Below are 18,341 nucleotides of genomic sequence, written 5' to 3' on the forward strand. Positions count from 1 at the left end.
AAGGCATCGAGGGGAAACTTTTCGGCCGATGGCGTTGACGGTGATCTTTGCGCCGCGGGATCGATGACAGTTGTCCCTCACGCTGATGCCGGTACTTGCGAGCTTTTATTGCCTCGCCGGGTGCCGAGCGCGATAACGTCTTGGTCGGGGGCTTTGCGAGGCTATCGTCACGTGCCGCATTTCGTCATCGGCCGTCGTCGGTTGGTGTTGACGTGTGCGGTGGCGCTTCTGGGTGGGGGCGATTGCACTATCGACGCGGCTCGGATCGAGTTCATTCCGCGTTTGAACGAAGGCGTCATCGTGGTCAATACGATTCGCTTGGCGGGTGTTTCGATCGACGAGTCTATTCGTTACGGGCTTCGGATCGAGAATACGTTGCGCGAAAAATTTCCCGATGAAATTGCGCGCGTTTGGACTCGCACGGGAACGGCCGAGGTTGCGACGGATCCAATGGGCATCGAGCTCTCCGACGTATTCGTGACGCTCACGCCGCGAGAAAACTGGAAACGAGGCAATACGCAAGACGACTCGTGCGAGCGATGCAGGGCGAGCTCAGGAATTTGCCTGGCATGCGCATGGTATTCACGCAGCCCATCGAGATGCGGGTGAATGAAATGACCGCCGGCATTCGCTCGGACGTGGGGGTGAAGCTGTTCGGGGACGATTTCGACATTTTGAAGGAAAAGGCACGTGAGATCGAGGCGGTGTTGAAATCGATTCCGGGCGCGACCGATGTGGTGACCGAGCAAGTGACGGGACAGCCGCTGCTGCAGGTCGAGGTTGATCGTGCGGCGATTGCGCGGCATGGAATTCCGGCGCACGAGGTGCTGGATGTGGTCGCTTCGCTCGGTACGCGTGAAGTGGGTCAGATGCAGGAGGGTGAAAGGCGTTTTCCGATTGCGTTGCGGCTGGATGATCGATATCGGACCGATGTCGCGGCCGTCGGGAGCATTTGATTACGGCGGCCAATGGGACGCAGATTCCGCTTTCGAGCGTCACGCGATTACGATTGGTCGAGAGCCCGTCCACGATCAACCGCGAGTGGGCGAGGCGTCGGATCGTGGTGCAATCGAACGTGTGCGGGCGCGACGTCGGCTCGTTCGTGCGCGAAGCGAGCGCGCTCATTCGCGAAAAAGTCGTATTACCGTCGGGCCATTACGTGCGTTATGGTGGTCAATTCGAGCACCTCGAGCGGGCGCAGGAGCGGTTGTTCATCGTCGAGCCTGCGGCGCTTGCGTTGATATTCGCGCTTCTCTATTTCACGTACGGCCGCATTTGATGTGGCCCGCGTATTCACGGGCGTTCCGTTTGCGGCGATTGGGGGCATCGTGGCCTTGTGGTTCCGCGGAATGCCATTCAGCATTCGGCCGGCGTTGGATTCGTAGCGCTTTCGGGCGTTTCGGTGCTCGCGGACATCGTGCTGGTGTCGACGGTTCGGCAGCTATTGGCGACGGGCATGCCTTTGCGTGAAGCGGTGGAGCAGGCGGCGGAGCGGCGGCTGCGGCCGGTGCTCGCGACGGCGCTCGTGGCGAGCCTCGGATTCGTGCCGATGGCGCTGAATACGGTGTTGGCGCGGAAGTGCAGCGGCCATTGGCCACGGTGGTCATGTGGTGGGTGATTTCGTCGACGCTGCTGACGCTGCTGGTCTTGCCGGCGCTTTACGGCGTTTGGCGCGGCAAACGGATGGAGCAACCACTCCTCACTTCCGCCGACGCGACCGCATCATCCTCGCAAGCGCAATCCCAATTGCAGCGATAATTCCCACGCCGCTCGGCATTGCGTCATTCGCATCCCCCACGCGGCACCCCGCGCACCCACTTTGAGGCGGCGTCGCGGGCGGCCCTGACGCGCCGCTTTCCGATGGAGTCGACGTCGCCACGCTCGTCGGCGTCGGCGCAGGCGTCGTATCGATTGGCGCCCCGTACATCGACGGCGCGGGCACCAGCGGCCCGCTGTCGATCTTCGTTTCATTGTCGTCGCGCGCAACCATCGCCACCAAGTCAAAGCCGCCACGCTTTGCAAATGCAAGCTTCTGCGCAGCTTCGGTGCCTTGTGCGCCACGCCCGAAGGCGGCCCGCCCCACCTCCACGACGCGGATTCGCACATGCAACAGGCCCCGTCCACGCATGCCTGATTGCATAACGCGCCTGGAAATTATTGATGCTGCTTTGCACCGCACCCGTTTCGAGCTTTCCGCCCCCTCTTGCAAGAATTCGCGCCCGCCGACGATGGGTGGTGCCGTGAAAACCAAATCCTCCCCCAACCCTTCTTTGCCATAACGCATGTGAAGACGCGTCAATACGAATCCGCCTCCACCCCACCGTCGCGGCATTGGCCGCCGCATGGGAGTCATCGGAGGGCCTCCAGCAGGTGGCGGAGCCGGCGATGTCGCCACTTGCGCAGCATTCAGCGCATCCATGCCGAGCGTCATCAGGTCATTGCCATCGAGCGTCGGGCCGGGACACGGGTCACACGTGCTCGCGTCCCACGCGTATTCGGTGATCACCGCACGCGGCTGCCTGGACAAGGTTCTATCGAAGAGCGCCGCGTAGAATGCGCCGAAATCATTGCGAACTTTGTCCTTCACGTCCAAATTGTTGGAATCGCGACGTTCGAATTCGCCGTTTCGTACCGCTGTCCTTTGGCAAGAATGTGTACGATCAAGTCCTGCGTTCCGCCGGAATTGACGAGCCCGAGGCGCACGGGCAATGCAAACGTTTCGCTGTCGTAATGAAAACGCAAGGGCGAAAGCTGCGCCATGCCATTTTCTGATCGCACCTTTTTCGTGTCGACCTTGGCCACGAAAAACTTGCTACCACCTTGCACGTAGGGCCGAAGCAAAGGTTCGGATCCTGCCGGAATCTTGTATTTCTCCTGCTTGAGCCACGTATCGAGCCCCGCGGAATCACGGGCGCTCAAAATGACTACTTCGTATTCGCCCACCGTGAATTGCGCTTCGACGGTGACGCCAAGATCGGCCGCGCTCGCCCCCTTCGCCTCGGGCCTTGGGGCTGACATGCGCCGCACGGGAGCCATGGGCGAAAGCATCGGCGGCTCGGGCGCGCACGGATCCTGCTCCCAGTATTCGACGAGCCGCGGCGAGGCCAGTTTGTCGATCTTGTCGAACACGGCCGTCGGAAGCGTCTTGACATTTTCTTGTTGCAAGGGAAAGGTGATTCCTAAACACTCTTGTTGTGGGTCGGAGCTAAGTGCTCGTAAGATTTTAGCTTTCGCCCAATTTTGACGCATCAGGATGGAGCCTCATTTGTAGATTGGGATACGCGAAGCGAGAGCCGCACAAGCGTGCGAGGGGTTACGTAGGAGCGTGCGCTGGGTGTTCGCGAGGGTCGTGCGTGTTGCTCGACACGGGCGACGCATTCTTTGGGCGTGTTGCGCAATAGCTCCGTGGCAACGATCCGGCTTGACGCGTGAAACGAATAGGAGTAGGCGCCGATCTACGCGCGTTCGCACCGCGTTGAAGCCTTACGAAGATCAAATGCAGGAACACACGATGACAATTCGACGATCCGATAACATCGACGCAGAGAACTGCGAGAAATGCAAAAACTGTCGAGCCGGGAGATCGTGGGATGAGACTATCGCAGAACTCGAAAACCAACTTCGCGCGCATGGCGTCATTTGGCCAGACTTTGTAATCATGCACGGCAAGAACCTCTCTTGTGACGAAGCGTTGGAGAGTCGAGGCAAAAAGGATGCTGGGCTGTATGTCGTTGCGACCGATAAGCAAGGCAATGAAGCAAAATCAGCGAACATCTTTGCCCGCAAGGATCCGCACTACGTCGGAGTGAGTTCTATCCGCAATGGATCCGCGTTCAGGAAAAGATCGCGTAAGGAAGGATGAGGCGAAGATGCGTTACGAAGGAACTTTGATTTGGTCCAATGGGGAACGGTCAATCGTGCGCGACGCGATCGTAGATCTCGACCACATCGCATTTGACGCACCATATCCAATGGGCACCTATCACGTGGTTCTCCGGCCGCATCCCAAGGCGGATCAGTGGGTGGGCGAATGGACGTCGGCGGGTCGAGCGAATCGGGTCAATGCGAGGGTGAATAGGACCGGAGACGATGTCGAGTTGACCGGCCGATGGTTGGACGGTCAAGATTATAGCTGGGAATTGGCGCTTTCCTTGCAGGAGTGAATTTTCTTGCCAAGGGTTACTTTACCCGCTTGTTTTCGTCTCTCAGTTGGGAGAGAATGCAGCTATGCCTCATTTCACCTACCGACTCAAACGAAAGTCTCGGATCGTTCGCATTGGCAAAGGGACTGTTCGCGAGCCGAGCCGAGACGCCGTGGAGCAGTACCTTTCTGGCCGCTATACATCAATCCAGTGGCATAGCTTTGAGATCCAATGGCACTCTTCGGAAGCTGCCGCATTGAAGAACGAGCGTGCTCTCCTAGATCGGTACAAGAAAGCCACCGGCGGGTTGCCTTCAAAGAACAGTCGCGCTGGTGGCGCGGGACGTCGATCTGCACCAATGTGTCGCGCAACGCGTGCGGATGGTTCGCCCTGCCGAAATAACGCCCTGCGCAGCAACTACGGGTTTTGCGGCGTTCACCGGTGACCCTCGAACGAGGGCACACGACAAGAACCTCGGCAGCATGCTCTGGGATTGACGGCGTCGCGAATGCTTATCGTGACGCGTAGCGCCAGAGCGGTCACGATCGTCGTCCGAAGCTCGCGCTCATTCGGTGGGAGGCGGAGCCGAAGGCGCAGGCGCTTGGCAACAGAACACGCGCGGGTCGACTGGTTTCACTTCGCCGATCAATTCGCCGCCGCTCACTTCGCACGTGCCCGGCTTGTTGACCGTCCATTTCGCTTCCATCGAAGCGAGAGCAACGGAAGCAGCACCAAAATCGATGCAACTTCCGTCGAATGCGGGAACGTTTTGAAACAGCGGCATCGGAGCGCCCGAGCACGTAGCGTCCTGATACGCCGAAAATGAAATCGAGCACTGTGCCCCGACTGGCTCGCCGCATTGACAAGGCGAGCATTCGACTTTGCCCTTCGTCCCGGCGTAAAACGTGAATCGTTCGGGAAATGCCTTGGGGCATTGCGGCAAATTGCTTTCGTCCACGGGTAGCGCGTATTGCACGCAATAACGAAACTCAGGCGGGGGCGGTTCGGTGCTCGGTATGCATAGATCACCCGAGCTCGGGCAAAATCCTTGCGCCGTCCCTTGGCACGCTTTCACATAGTTCTTCCAGTATACGCCCCCCGCGAATGACGAGATTTCGGGCGCAAAAGATGGAGCCTTGGGTTCGGCGTTGCCTATCGGTTCGCACGATGAAACACTCGCAGGGGTCAAGCCGATAGAGTGAAAACTTCCCGCTGGCAGCTTCGCAGGGGATACGCATGAGCCGTCCCATTCCGTTGGTCCATCGTATGCCGTCGCGCTCCCTTGGCAAGCGTTATTCGAACTCGCTACCATACCGCTCGGCATCACGCATTTGGCCGGTCCACATTCGCATTTCTGGCACGGCAAAGCGACGTTCAGATCTGCATACCCGGTGTAAAACTCGCTATTCGCTCGTTCCGGGCATTTGGGCTGTTCTTCTTCCGCGCCCATCCATAAAAGCACTGGTCGTTCACGAAAATCAGCCGTGCCCATTTCCACGCATTGACCCGTGCACGCAAGGGGTTCGATACCGGTGCCTGCATCTTCGTAGCAGATGGGCCAAATCTCGGGATCAGCGTCCGTGCCGCAATGAATCTGTTCCCCTCCAGTATTGAGGCCACAACCATTCGTGACGAATGTCGTGCCATAAATCGCGACAGTCACCAGAAATCCGGTTATTGCAACGCCATGACTTTTTCCGAACATTGGCCGATCAATCCTTTCGAGTACCGATCACTTCACGGGGCAAACTCTAATCCAAGCGATAATGACGCCAGCAAATGGCTCCCATTCCAGATGTACGACGTTCCATTCGTTCGCGGCACGATGGCTGTCGTCTCTTGCGCCAAGATCATCGCATCCGCGCCCGCATACACGCGTACGTTGCGCCCGAGCAGATGCCTTGCTCCGATTCCGATTCCAAGTCCTGGAACGAATTGCGCAGTCGTGTGGAAATCATCAGGTACGGCTGCTGTGGCTCGTGACTTGATGATGTTCATACTTGCAAAGGCACACCCATGAAACCAACTCCACCTTTTGCACGGACCTGCCAATGCATTAAACGAGAAGCGGTCAAGCGGTACACCCGTGAACGGTTCGATTGCATACGCACCGCGCGTCGTGACATTTACCGAGACGTTCCCAAGATCATACGCACCCGAAAGGGAAATCCCGAAGGCCGGTGAAGGGGCTACGCCAAACACCATGGCCGGACCCACAGCGAAATTGAGACGGCGATTTGTCGCAGGAGCGGGGTTCGACGGCTTATCTGCATTCGACGTCGGTGACGGAGGTTCGACGAATACAAGTTTCTCTCGGATCGATTCGACCGTTTTGATGGGAACTTCGTTATGTGCAAAGTCCAAAAATACTTCGATCCGCTTTCCCTTGGGGCACTCGATGGACTTGCGCACGTCGTCGTGACCTTCGAGCCTTGCGACGATTTCGTGTTTGCCCGGTTCGGCAAATTCCCAATATGAACCATGACTCTTGAACGGCTTATTGTCGTCCAGTTGCACGACTGCATTGACGTCATTCGTGGTCACGAAGATTCTGCAAATTTTGCTTTGAACCAAATCGAATGCGTCAAAGAATGCCTTGCGCTCCGCACGCGAGACACCGGCGTGCTCCGTAATGGCGTCATAAAGGTTCATCGCGGCGATGACTTGCGCGGACGGATCGTTCACCGTGGCGAGCAGGAGACCAAGGCGTCCACTGATCAAGGGGTCGCGGCGAACTTGTAGAGCGGCAGTGTATGCCTTGACGACGTCGTTCAGCCGCCCTTCGTCGGCAGCGCGAGCGCCTTCCTTGACTAACGCGCGAAAACGCATTTCGTCAGCTTCACTGAGTTGCTTTTCAGGGCGCCGACGATCGTCGTCGGCTTCGTTCGCGGGCGACACGCGCGCCGCAAGAAGGCCAGCAAGACATAGAAAAACGCGCGATGAACGACGCACGAACGCGAGTCTACACGACCGGAAAAACCCGGACAAGAACGATGTATGCGAAGGACGAACTACGGAAAAACCCTCGCGCCAAACGCATGACACGATGATGGTTCGCGCCGCATGTTCTCTGCGCGGAGAACACCCTCGTTCTCTGGTAGGGCAACCGAGGAAAGTGAGACGGCGGGACATGCATCGTGCACGTGAAACACCGTCGATCGCGGTGCGTCCTGATGGAACTTCGCCCCGTTGTGCATGCGCGCGGAGCGTAGAGAACGCGCACGACCATGCGGCTTGTTGCGCCAACGATCGCGCGCGGCGCCGTCAAGAGGTGCTCGTCGAATGGGCTTGCGCTTGCGCCTACAAGCGGCTTGCGACGCAAGCATGACGCGCACAAGCGCAAGCACGCGCGCACGAACGCGCGGCGTGTCGAGAGGACGTCGAGCATGATCGCGCCGCGCGTGTTCCCGTCGCGATTGTGTTGTCTCGCATGTCTCGCGCCCCCTGTGTCTCGTGAGACATGCCCGTCGCGAAACATGAGACAAGAATCTTCATGCGCCTAGCATCGGGGCCCTTGACAACTGAGTTGAGCCTGTTCGTGCGGAGACTCGACGGCGTACCGCCTAAAGGCACTGCGTGCGTCGAAGGCTACTCGCATGCGAGTAGCGGATCGCCCTACCTTGCGAGCCACGCAAGCATCGCCAGTGGTTCTCCAGTGTGTCGATCACGTCGAGTGTGTCGTGGCACGGCGAACCACACAGCACACCCAAGGAGGCACTTCGCCTAAGCAGAGGAAGATCGGAATATCAGCGGCAGCTTGTAGCAGATAGCGGTCAGAGGTCGTGGAACGATGGCACGCATCCAAGCCGGTGATGCGCAACGGCGTACTGACCTGCACCGCACAGATCGCGCATCCCGTCAAGAGTGTTTGTCCTCATGAATTGCTGCATCACAAATTCCGCACACTGCGGCGCATTTGTTTTTTTCACAATTCAAGCGCACATTTTTCTAGAGTTGCCTCGACTCAACCACGAGAGGTGACGTCATGAACGGAAGAAAACTTGGTACGCTTGGTTGGAACGTGTTGCGGAACAGTGCGGTGCTGGCGGTGATGCTGATGGGGCTGGGGTGCGATATCGTAGGCAATCCTCTTCTTACAGGGGTCGAGACGACGTGCGACTGCTTTTGCGATTTGACACTGCCGGGTGAGCCCCCCGTTCGCGACGTCTGCGTTCAGTACAATGAGAGTGACAATGTCCTCGCGGACAGTATAACTGCCGCTTGCGATGCGAAATGTAGGCAACAACCCCCTGGCGTTAACTGTCACTATGCAGGTACGCACTCGGAACTTCGCTTCAACAACTGCAACCCAGATAACTTCCAACCGGAAGGCTCCGGGGCCATGCCCAACTCCAGCGACGCTAGCTTGATGTACAGCGACAGCATCGGGACGGTTACTTACGCCGGCGGTACGCCCACTACATTTCACGTTACGGGCGACGCAGCGTTTACCGGTGGCTGCGAAGCGGGGTCGTGCCCCATCGAGTTCAATCGCGTGTACCTCGTTCCAGACAACTTCTCAATACCAACGTCTGTGGGCACCTTCGACGTCACCGACGCGTTGATCCGGAATAATAGCAATCTGCTCGGCACTCAATCGGGGCGAAGTTTCACAATTCCGAGCGCGAACGTTCAAATGCTCGTGAATGGGTACGTCAATGGAATTCAACAGTCGCTTGTCTTTACACCTACACCTGGCGAGAACCTTGGTGGGGTTCATGTGCCGAGCACCGCGGAATTCAGCCTATTTGGGCATTTCACGGAACTGGACGGGGATCTTACGCTGACGGTCAACCTGAATGGTACGATTACCGCGCGCCCACCAGTCGCAAACGCGGGAGCATCGCAAACCATGTCGTGTAATCCGTTAACGGGCACCGGAATGGCATTGCTTGATGGCAGCACAAGCTCTGATCCCGATGGCAATCTTCAGACGATTGCCTGGTACAATGGCGACACGTCATTGGGGACGGGTATAACACTAAGCACTGAGCTTGTCGTAGGAACACATAATGTCACGGCGTATGCGATCGATTCCACGGGCAAATTCGATTCCACGGACACGACCGTAATGGTTTTTCACGATGCGCCGCCGGTTTTCGATGCGCCTTCATCAATGACCGTACCTTCATGCACGCCGGGCTTGGTCATCCTTTCGCCGCCAGAGGTGATCGACTTCTGTTCAGCCACTTCGCCTACGGTCGCGGGCGAAATTGTTGAGCTCAATGGTGTCGTCCTAGTAACGCCAATTCCCGTCGATACGGTCACCGGCGCGGTTGCGTTACCCTCCGGTACCGCCATCGTGGTGTGGACGGCATCGACAGACGGCGGAACGACGACGTTGGAACAGACCATTGAGATCTCAAGCAGCGCCGACGTTTCATGCTGTGCGGTATCGCAAGTGCTCTTTGAGGGGACGACAGGCGCCGACAGCAAGATTGACCCGAATGCCAGCACCGGATACTGCATGTTCGGCTACGAAGGAAAGGACACGCTAAAATCTAGCGATTTCGCTGATTTCATTTCCGGTGGCCCAGGTGACGATAAGCTCACGAGTCAGGGCGGCGACGACGTTATCTTCGGCGACGACGGTGACGACGATATTACCTACCAAGGCAACGGAACAATCGTCATTAGCGGTGGCGGCGGTAATGACAAGATTCACCTGGCATTTGGACCGACATCGCAAATCTTCGCAGGTCCAGGCGATGACCAAGTGACCTGCGACGGCGGTAACGATACGATTTACCCTGGTCCGGGCAAAGACAACATCCGCGCTGGTAGCGGTGACGACACAGTGATTTTCTACGCGACGTGTGAACTTGATTCGCGCAAATTGCTGAACGGCGGTTCTGGAGACGACACCCTGATCATTCCTGTGCCGCTTGCGGACTTGACCGGCGTTACGGTCGTCGGGTTCGAGCACATTGTGGTGGACGCTTCGCAGCAGCACCTTGCCGAATGCCCATGACATGCACTGAGCTTGACCAGCGGTAGACAGTAGAATGGTTTGTCCAGCGTGTCGTCTATGCGCTGGGCAAACCATTCACGCCCATTCATGACGAAGGGTTCCAGCCATGCCTCGCCCCACGCACTACTTCGCCACACGAATTGCGACCATAGCCCTCGGCACCCTTTGCGGTTGCACCGAACCCGTCTTTGAAAAACTCTTCAGCACGGACCATTTCGATTTTTACGTCGAACACGGCGCAAAACCGCCATGCGATGAAACAGGTGAATGGCTCGAACGGTATTACGACGCATATGCGAAATTTTTTGGGGTGGAACTCCCGCCCGGTGCGAAAATAAATTATCATCGGGTCCGCAGCGCCGAAACCATGGCGTGGGCAGGTTGCCCGAACGCCACTGGTTGTGCCGTCGAAACAGATATTTATGTATCTGGACCTGCAATTCTTCCCCATGAAATCGTGCATGCAAATGCTTCGTTGCTGGGCCATCCGCCACTCCTATTTAGTGAAGGGATTGCGGAGGTTCTCGGTTGTATGGCGACTTCGGATACGAGTGGGTGGATCAACACGTCAACCCCGCTAGAAGATCTTGTGGAGTCCTCGAGTTTCGCACCATATCGGGAGGACCTTAGCTCTCACGTTTATCCAACTGCAGCAAGTTTCGTCAGGTACCTTCTGGACAGGTTCGGCATTGAAAAGTTTTTGAGGTTTTACGCACGCGCCCAACTGGACGCCACATATGACGAAACATGCAAGATTTTCCAAAACGAAATGGGAGTACGTCTGAACGATGCTCTGGCGGATTGGCGGAAAATGCCCCCGCAGTTGCCGGGCGATGTGTGTTTGCGGCTTATGGAGTGTGGTCCGGGCATTCCGCATCTCACGGATGGCGAAGTCCATCCCGGATGTGGCCCCTCTGGAAGTTTTTTATCATTTCAGCAGGCGCTGTTTCGATTTCACGTCACCGAAGGAAAAACGCTGCATGCCTTGACCACGCCCGTCGTGACCCAACCACAACCCCTCACCAGGGTGTCGTTCTTTCGCTGCGAGGGAGGCGATATCATGGGTCGCGAAAACCTTACAGCCGGTTTTCTCTTTGACAAAAACGAGGGATGGCATCTCGATCCTGCTCGCGCGACGCGTCGCTTCACACTTGACGTACCAGGTGGGGACTATGTTGCTTGGTTTTCCGTAAACGCGAACACTGCGATTCAAACAAAACTTGAATCGAGCAACCCAATGCGTCGCGGTTGCATACCCGCCACCGAGCCATTGACACTCGCGGAGAATGAAGAAGTTGTTTTGACGTCACGCTGGATGGAACGAGCGTGCATTGGATTTTGGTGTCCCGGCCATAGTTGGGACGTCTCGATTGGGTCAAGAGGTGGCTCAATTGCGTTCGGTGGAGCCGTTGTTAATGGCGACATGCCATATGCACCCGACAAAGTCTACCTCTGCTCCGACCCTTGTCCCACGTATCCCGATCAGTGCGAAGTCGTGATGCTGGATCCGATGGCCCCGACGCGCAGGGCATCGAAACAGACCTTCGCCCCCGGCACCATCGTCCACATCGGCGCCCCACTCGCCCCGATGAAAACCCATTTTTCATTGCACATGCGGCTAATTCCACCTTGCAACCGCCGCGTGCCATGTCCCGACCCGTGGCATGGTCCCCGGTAAGGCCAATTCCCGCGTGGTCCCTACGCCTCGTCCGCGTCATCTGCCTCCAAATCGAGCCCTTCCCCCGTATCGACTGGTTCCATTTTCCGTGGACGACCATGACGTCTCGGTTCGACCACTTCGCCACGCAAATTCACGAGCGCGCCGTTTGCGTATCGCGTGGCCATCGTCGCGGCGTTCGCCCATTGCATCGTGATCTTGTCCGTGCCGACCACGATCCGATCGACCATCGCGGCAATGACGGCGCGTCGTTGATTTGGATCCATCTTCGGCCATCGCGCCGCGACTTTTTCGAGCCATTGTCGCGCACCATTTCGATTTTCGATCGTATCGTCCGTCTCTTGGATCGTGCTGCGCCGTTCCTCGATCGTGAGGGCCATCAAATCCGATTCGATCTGCTTCGCTTTGCGATCGATAACTTCAAGGCTCCATGTCCCGGCCATCACGAGCGCGAGCAAACGTTCACGCGCGGCAATGAGATCCGCTCGCTTGCTCTCGAATTGATCCGCGTTCGGATTTCGTACCGGCTCGGGGTTTTGCATTAACTCGCCGCGTATTTCCTCGAAATGCTTTTCGGTTTCGCTCAATAGAAATTCGTCCGTCTCGGCTTGCTTATGAAACGGTGCCGTTTTGCATCGCTCACCCGATTTGCATTTCAATCGTCGATGACAGACGTAATAGCCTGCATGCGTGTGCCTACCTGAATCCGAGTTTGGTGCCGCGGCAATGACCGATCCGCAAATCGCACACCGCGCGATTCCACGCATGATCCAATTTGCCGTTTTCGATTCCTTCCTCGGTACGGCACCATAGGCGCGACGACTCACCAAAGCATCTTGCGCCGTCAACCACGTCTCCATCGAGACGATCGGTTCGTGCGCGTCGATCCATTCCGCGGGACGTCGTATCGTGCTCGTGTGCCCTTTGGGTTTTACCGCGGTCAATGCGAGTTGTCCCGCATAAACACGATTTTTCAACGCGTTCAAGATCCATTCGCTTTCGAAGCTCAGGACCCCCGGATATCGATCGCGCAATATCGCACTTATCTTGACCGCGCTATTTCCGGCGATGCAAAGATCGAACATTTCCCGGACAATCTTTGCTTTTTCGGGATCCACGTCAAGGCGCCTTGGTTTTTCATTCGGAAGCTCGCCTTGCGCACGCACATAACCAAATGGAGGTTTGCCCTCGACAAAGTATCCCATCGCCCGCAAGCGTTTTCGATTCCCTTCTGTACGCTCGCGAATACGTGCGCGCTCCATTTGCGCGATGCTCGCCCATAAGGCCATTTGCGTCTCGCCTTCGGGCGTCGATGGATCGAAGTGCTCCGCAATGGAAAGGAATCGCGCGCCACGTTTTATGATTTCACGAACCGAGCTGATCGTGAAAACGATATCGCGAGAAAAACGATCGATCTTGCTCACGAGCACAAGATCACCGCGACGAACTTGCTTTAGCAATTTCGCAACCTGCTCGCGTCGCTCTTGTGCTTCCGCGGATCCCGACTCCGTTTCTTCGAAGTCGATCGGTTCGGGCAGTTTGGCATATTCGCAGTAACGCCGGATCTCGTCGCGTTGCAAATCGAGTGAATTGCCTTGCTTCCCTTGCTCCAACGTACTGACGCGCCGATACGCCAGAACGCGCGTAATGGCCGGTCCTGCGTGACCGGTCGCATGCGCGCCGCTCGGAGCTTGCACGCGCGCACGTATTGCCTTGCCTCGATGCCCTTTGCTGCCCTTCGTATCGCTCGCGCGCATATCGCCCACGTTATCACCGTGTTTTTTCGTTGTCCAATCGAGATCGGACATTAAACGTCACACCATGGGATCCAGGGTGGGGTCAAGGCATCCGCTGTGCACCGTAAGTGCTTGATTTCATGAACGTTCCTGACCCGTCTTGTGTCTAGCAATTACCTCGTTACTGTGCAAGACGACCGGTACGGGAACGACCATCGCAAAGGCCTCGGGAGGCCCTTGGTAATTGTTTTGCATCGAAAGGACCGTGCGAGTGCCTTCGCGCATCAGCACGACCTGCGTTGCATTGTTGTAGAGTTTCGTGTCGGCTCCTGCGACGTAAAAGCCGCAAAACGCATCGGCCGAAGGAGCAACCGTGAGCGCGGCGAGAGCAAGAGGAAGGGCGAACGCGAGAGAACGAAGGCGCGAAGAGGCAAGCGTTTGCATAGGGCTGGGGGCAGGATACGCGTGACGGCGAGGCAGTTCAAGACCGGCGTGCCGAAGTATTTGAGGGCGCATCACTTTGGGAGTGTGAATTGATGCGCACAAATTCCCCCGAGTGGCGCAGGGCGGCCTAGACGCGTCAATGGCGAAATTCCGCTTTTGTTTTCCTTATGTGCTCAGGGAGAAAGCTTCTTTGTCTCCCATGCGTAGGTGCACCAGCACATGAGGGTTTCGCTTTTCACGCCGAATCGCAGCCCCCATTGTTTTGCCTTCTTCACCTCGACGAGCCACCCTTGATATTGCTTGACGAGGCCCTCCGGGCTCCGCTCGGGCAAACGCAGGCTGTAATCGTGCTTCAACTCTGCAGCGGGCCAAGGCCCGTTAGCGAGCTGAAAGAGCCGTCCGAGGACACGGGCATGCACGTCTGCCTGCGCCCCGCCGACGAGCGCGTCGCGATCTTTTTCGGTAAGAACGTGAAGAACGCGACGTTTGCCGTCGACGAGCGACGTGGCGACCAGATCGACGAGCGCGCAATCGTCGCAAGCGTCGTTGGGAGTCACCCCCTCGATGGCCCAAAAGGCGCCCTGCGCGACCCCGAGCGCGATGAACACATCCGGCCCCTGCGCGAGGTAAGTATCGGCCACGAACCTGGCCGGCGGCCCGCGGTCGGGGGTCCAGCGAATTACGTCGACGCTCCAGACGGGTATGACGCTCATCCCGCATTGACCATCGATGTCGACGCGCTCGACCTTGGGCGCCGGCGAGCCCGCCCCGGTCGCGCTCGCGAAGAGCAGAGCAGAGAGCGTCAAGGCGAGCGAGGAGGCGGCGCGGAGGGGCGTCGAGAGCGACATGACGGTAGAACGCCGCGCGGGGCAACTTTCTTCGCGGTCGCTACAAAATCTCCAGCGTCCAAGGAGCGACGTCCGGGAATGGATTCGCTCCGATCCACGACCAAGCTGCCGCTCCTTGCATCCATAGTACCGGACCAGCATCCATAGGACCAAGGACATCGTCCGTGACGAATGGAGAGCCCCCAATTACCGGCAGACCGCGCTGTGCAGGGCAATGCGGAGACTTCGACGAGCTCGACTTCCTGTCGAACGCAGCGCTCGAGCTGGCCGAGGTCCGTCCCGAACCGGAAGGGGACATCTTTCAATTCATCGCCGAACAGCTCGCCACGCTTGCTCCGGATACCCTGGTCGTCACGAGCAGTTACGAGCCGAGCACCGACGCGACCACCGTGCGCGCCATCGTGGGCCCGCCGGACATGACCGCACAGCTCCGCGATTTGATCGGAGTCGACCTCATTGGGCTCACGTTTCAAGTGGATGACGATGCCCGACAAGGTTTGGCCGAGGGAAAACTCTTGCGCCTGGAGGGCGGGCTCCACCAGGCCACCTTCCACTCGTGGCCCCTTGCATTCAGTCGCGACCTCGAAATACGCCTGGGCGTTCGTTCTTTCTATGGCCAGCCCTTCGCTCGCAAAGGGGATTACCTTGGCACCGCCGTGTTCATCAGCCGAGCTCCTGCGCTTGCTCGAGTGCGGCTCATCGAAGCGTTTACGCGCCTTTCAGCCGTCGCCATTCAGAGCCGGCGCGCCGACGCTCGGCTGCGAGAAGCCGACCGCCGCAAAAACGAATTCCTCGCGGTGCTTTCGCATGAATTGCGCAATCCGCTCGCACCCATCCGCAATAGCCTGTACATCCTCGAGCGAATTGGCGACGCGAAACCGCAATCGAAGCGTGCGCTCGCCATTATCGACCGTCAGCTCACGCACCTGACGCGGCTCGTCGATGACCTGCTCGACCTGACGCGAATCACCCAGGGGAAAATCCGGCTTCAAATCGAAAGCATCGAGCTGAACGAGCTGGTGCACGCCACGGTCGAGGATCACCGGTCGATATTTGCAGGCCGTGGCATCGAGCTCGAAGTGCTCACGGCACCTTTTGGAGTCTGGATTGAAGGCGACAGGACGCGCATTGCTCAAATCATTGGCAATTTGCTCCAAAACGCGGCAAAGTTCACCCCGAGCGGCGGCAAAACCACGGTTTCCGTCGGCACGGACAACCACAGCGAGCAGGCGGTCTTGCGCGTACGCGATACGGGCGCGGGCATTGCGCCCGAATTGTTGCCGCGTCTTTTCGAGCCCTTCATGCAGGGGGACAAAACGCTCGATCGCAGCAAGGGCGGCCTTGGGCTTGGGTTGGTCCTGGTCAAAAACCTGGTGCAGATGCATGATGGTTCGGTGGGGGTAACGAGCGACGACGCTGGGAAAGGTACGGAATTCACGGTTCGCCTTCCCATTCGCAAGGCGCCTATGTCCGCCCGCAATGGCGAAACGAGCTTGTGCTCGGATGAGGCTTGCCGCGTGCTGATCATCGAGGACAACGTCGACGCGGCCGACAGCCTGCGTGAAGTGCTCGAGCTAGGCGATGGGGCGGTCGAGGTCGAGGTCGCCCACACGGGCATCGAGGGGCTCGAGAAGGCGCGCACATTCAGGCCGGACATCGTGCTTTGCGACATTGGCCTACCGGGCATGGATGGATATGCCGTGGCCCAAGCGATTCGCGCCGACCCGGAATTGAAAACCGCTTCGCTGATTGCGCTCAGCGGGTATGCCAGCGCCGATGATGTCGAGAAATCGCGACGGGCGGGGTTTGACCGGCACATTGCCAAGCCCCCCAGGCTCGAGGCGCTCGAATCATTGATGGCCGAATTGATGATGAGTCGGAGGGGTTCGGACAGCCCCGTGCGGAATTGAAGGGGCTCTCCTTCGCCCTCCACGCTACATCGCCTTTCGAAAGTGCCGGTAGCCGCAGAGACGCGCCTGACACGCACATTCACGGCCCCATGCGCATTTCTCGCTCGACCAGCGCCGATTCGCGATATGCTGAAGCCATGCGTCTTCCGTTCACCCCACTAATTCTTGCGTTCTTCCTCGTGAGTTGCGGCAGCGGCGGAGTCGTAACGCCCGTGCCGCACTTCGATCCGCCCAGCGCCACGACCCTCCCCGAAGTCAATTCGCTCGTCAAGGTGATCAACCTCGATGACGAGCCGGTCATTTGCTTTACCACCGACGGCTCGCCGGCCGAGTTCAATGGAGGAAACTGCGTCAACAAGCTCGATGCAACGCGGCAAATCGCCGTGCCCAATTGCGGCTTCAACGTCATCCGCATCGCGTGGTCCAAAGGCACGGACGAAGCCAACTACATCGTCGAAAGCGAATCGTGCAAGGCGAGCTGCGACCCGGTGGTGCCCTGGTCCAACCAAGACTTGGTGCGCGCATTTGCCGTTTGGCAAGACGAAGTCCGATGCTTGATGAACGGATGCGAAAACCCGTCGAGCACCGGCAATTGGTCGGCGCAATGCGATTCCGGCTCCGGAAAAGTCGATTGGGACGTGAGCCTCAATGGACTACGCGCCATCAGCACCTTCACCTTCAATGCCTGCGAGCACGCCGTCACGATCGAGGTCGACGAAAACGGCATGGTGGCTCCGCGGCAGGTCAACCTCGTGGTGTCCGGCAAAATCGTTCAAGATACCGACTTCAATGGCAATGGCAATGAAGGCGGAACCCTCACGGTCACCGGCGACTTCACGGGCACCGTCGTTTCACGCATCGTGGTCGCCAACAAGGGCCGCGGCGGAGGTAGCTTCGACGCCGCTTGCACGGCCGATCCATTCGAGGGCAAAGAATGCGCTCCGGCGGGCGCGAAAATCGCGTTCGATTACCCGGATTGGAGCTGCCATGGTAACATTTGCCCCATTGCCATGACCGGGACGTGCATGGGCTCCGACAGAGATGCAGACGCCATTCCCGATGACGCGGACAATTGCCCCGACGACGCAAACACCGACCAAGCCGATATCGACAAAGATGGCATTGGCGACGCCTGCGACAAAGACTCGGGCTTCGTCGTCATCCGCTTCAAAACCGGAAATCGATGCTTGATTCTGGGTGATGGCAAAGTGGAATCCACGAGCACCTGCGAGCCGGCCGATCCCAAACAACAATGGGAAATGTTCCCCGACGGCACTGCATTTGGATTCCGCAATCTCGGAAATGGTGAATGCTTGAGCCAAAAGGGCATTTTGGCCGGGCCCTGGACGGTCATCACCGCGCCGTGCGACGGTTCGAGCAAGCAGCGGTGGAACCTCGAAAAATACGATCAAGGCGGCTTCGACACGAACTTCCCCGTGCGCCTGAAGAACGGCGCCGAAAACTTCTGCGCCTACACGGACTTCACCGGCGAAGTGTACGGCACCGTCAGCAACTGCGGGCTCGCGGGCACCGAATCCAATCGGAAAGTCGGCCTGTATTACGGCGGCGCCTTCGATACCCCACCCTATCAGCCTTGATTACGTACACGGCC

Annotated in this window: 11 protein-coding genes and 2 pseudogenes; 7 read left to right on the forward strand and 6 right to left on the reverse strand. The window is 58.1% G+C overall.

Features of this window, described 5'->3' with window-relative positions; genetic code table 11:
• A pseudogene (locus IPM54_41285) lies at positions 1 to 1,758 on the forward strand (efflux RND transporter permease subunit).
• On the opposite strand, the pseudogene IPM54_41290 reads toward IPM54_41285, so the two are convergent.
• Positions 1,700 to 3,249, reverse strand: a pseudogene (locus IPM54_41290) (DUF2330 domain-containing protein). The pseudogenes IPM54_41285 and IPM54_41290 overlap by 59 nt on opposite strands.
• 226 nt (positions 3,250 to 3,475) lie before the next feature.
• On the opposite strand from IPM54_41290, the gene IPM54_41295 reads away from it, so the two are divergent.
• Both IPM54_41295 and IPM54_41300 read left to right on the forward strand, forming a co-directional pair.
• Entirely contained in the window at positions 3,476 to 3,862 is a 387-nt protein-coding gene (locus IPM54_41295) for a hypothetical protein (protein MBK9266209.1), read from the forward strand.
• 7 nt (positions 3,863 to 3,869) lie between these two features.
• Positions 3,870 to 4,163 carry a hypothetical protein gene (locus IPM54_41300; GenBank protein ID MBK9266210.1) on the forward strand — a complete coding sequence of 98 codons (294 nt, stop codon included), beginning with the start codon at positions 3,870 to 3,872 and terminating at the stop codon, positions 4,161 to 4,163.
• A 544-nt stretch (positions 4,164 to 4,707) separates the two neighbouring features.
• Here the strand turns inward: IPM54_41300 and IPM54_41305 are convergent.
• Together IPM54_41305 and IPM54_41310 are read right to left on the reverse strand one after the other, a co-directional pair.
• Complete coding sequence (locus IPM54_41305; GenBank protein ID MBK9266211.1) at positions 4,708 to 5,847, reverse strand: hypothetical protein; 1,140 nt, start codon at positions 5,845 to 5,847, stop codon at positions 4,708 to 4,710.
• A 32-nt stretch (positions 5,848 to 5,879) separates the two neighbouring features.
• Complete coding sequence (locus IPM54_41310) at positions 5,880 to 7,094, reverse strand: hypothetical protein (protein MBK9266212.1); 1,215 nt, start codon at positions 7,092 to 7,094, stop codon at positions 5,880 to 5,882.
• Positions 7,095 to 8,127: 1,033 nt separating this feature from the next.
• On the opposite strand from IPM54_41310, the gene IPM54_41315 reads away from it, so the two are divergent.
• Positions 8,128 to 10,113 (forward strand): hypothetical protein, encoded by a 1,986-nt coding sequence (locus tag IPM54_41315; GenBank protein ID MBK9266213.1) that lies wholly within the window; start codon positions 8,128 to 8,130, stop codon positions 10,111 to 10,113.
• 106 nt (positions 10,114 to 10,219) lie between these two features.
• Positions 10,220 to 11,791, forward strand: coding sequence for a hypothetical protein (locus IPM54_41320; GenBank protein MBK9266214.1), 1,572 nt, complete (start codon positions 10,220 to 10,222; stop codon positions 11,789 to 11,791).
• A 20-nt stretch (positions 11,792 to 11,811) separates the two neighbouring features.
• Here IPM54_41320 and IPM54_41325 read toward each other — a convergent pair whose 3' ends face one another.
• The 3 genes from IPM54_41325 to IPM54_41335 form a co-directional block, all read right to left on the reverse strand.
• Positions 11,812 to 13,599 (reverse strand): recombinase family protein, encoded by a 1,788-nt coding sequence (locus tag IPM54_41325; protein ID MBK9266215.1) that lies wholly within the window; start codon positions 13,597 to 13,599, stop codon positions 11,812 to 11,814.
• Positions 13,600 to 13,665: 66 nt separating this feature from the next.
• Positions 13,666 to 13,971: a DUF2330 domain-containing protein gene (locus IPM54_41330; protein ID MBK9266216.1), complete on the reverse strand. Its 306-nt coding sequence runs from the start codon at positions 13,969 to 13,971 to the stop codon at positions 13,666 to 13,668.
• A 173-nt stretch (positions 13,972 to 14,144) separates the two neighbouring features.
• Positions 14,145 to 14,777 (reverse strand): hypothetical protein, encoded by a 633-nt coding sequence (locus tag IPM54_41335; GenBank protein ID MBK9266217.1) that lies wholly within the window; start codon positions 14,775 to 14,777, stop codon positions 14,145 to 14,147.
• A gap of 206 nt (positions 14,778 to 14,983) precedes the next feature.
• Here IPM54_41335 and IPM54_41340 point away from each other — a divergent pair, with 206 nt between their 5' ends.
• Entirely contained in the window at positions 14,984 to 16,729 is a 1,746-nt protein-coding gene (locus tag IPM54_41340) for a response regulator (GenBank protein ID MBK9266218.1), read from the forward strand.
• 89 nt (positions 16,730 to 16,818) lie between these two features.
• Positions 16,819 to 18,327, forward strand: coding sequence for an RICIN domain-containing protein (locus tag IPM54_41345; GenBank protein ID MBK9266219.1), 1,509 nt, complete (start codon positions 16,819 to 16,821; stop codon positions 18,325 to 18,327).
• Positions 18,328 to 18,341: the final 14 nt, after the last annotated feature.

The organism is Polyangiaceae bacterium, from assembly GCA_016715885.1.
Lineage (GTDB): Bacteria > Myxococcota_A > Polyangia > Polyangiales > Polyangiaceae > Polyangium.

What these genes read in the sequence shown, in the direction of transcription:
- IPM54_41330 (MBK9266216.1), bottom strand. Translation starts at nt 13,971, where the DNA reads ATGCAAACGCTTGCCTCTTCGCGCCTTCGTTCTCTCGCGTTCGCCCTT.
- IPM54_41320 (MBK9266214.1), top strand. Translation starts at nt 10,220, where the DNA reads ATGCCTCGCCCCACGCACTACTTCGCCACACGAATTGCGACCATAGCC.
- IPM54_41315 (MBK9266213.1), top strand. Translation starts at nt 8,128, where the DNA reads ATGAACGGAAGAAAACTTGGTACGCTTGGTTGGAACGTGTTGCGGAAC.
- IPM54_41300 (MBK9266210.1), top strand. Translation starts at nt 3,870, where the DNA reads ATGCGTTACGAAGGAACTTTGATTTGGTCCAATGGGGAACGGTCAATC.
- IPM54_41305 (MBK9266211.1), bottom strand. Translation starts at nt 5,847, where the DNA reads ATGTTCGGAAAAAGTCATGGCGTTGCAATAACCGGATTTCTGGTGACT.
- IPM54_41345 (MBK9266219.1), top strand. Translation starts at nt 16,819, where the DNA reads ATGCGCATTTCTCGCTCGACCAGCGCCGATTCGCGATATGCTGAAGCC.
- IPM54_41325 (MBK9266215.1), bottom strand. Translation starts at nt 13,599, where the DNA reads ATGTCCGATCTCGATTGGACAACGAAAAAACACGGTGATAACGTGGGC.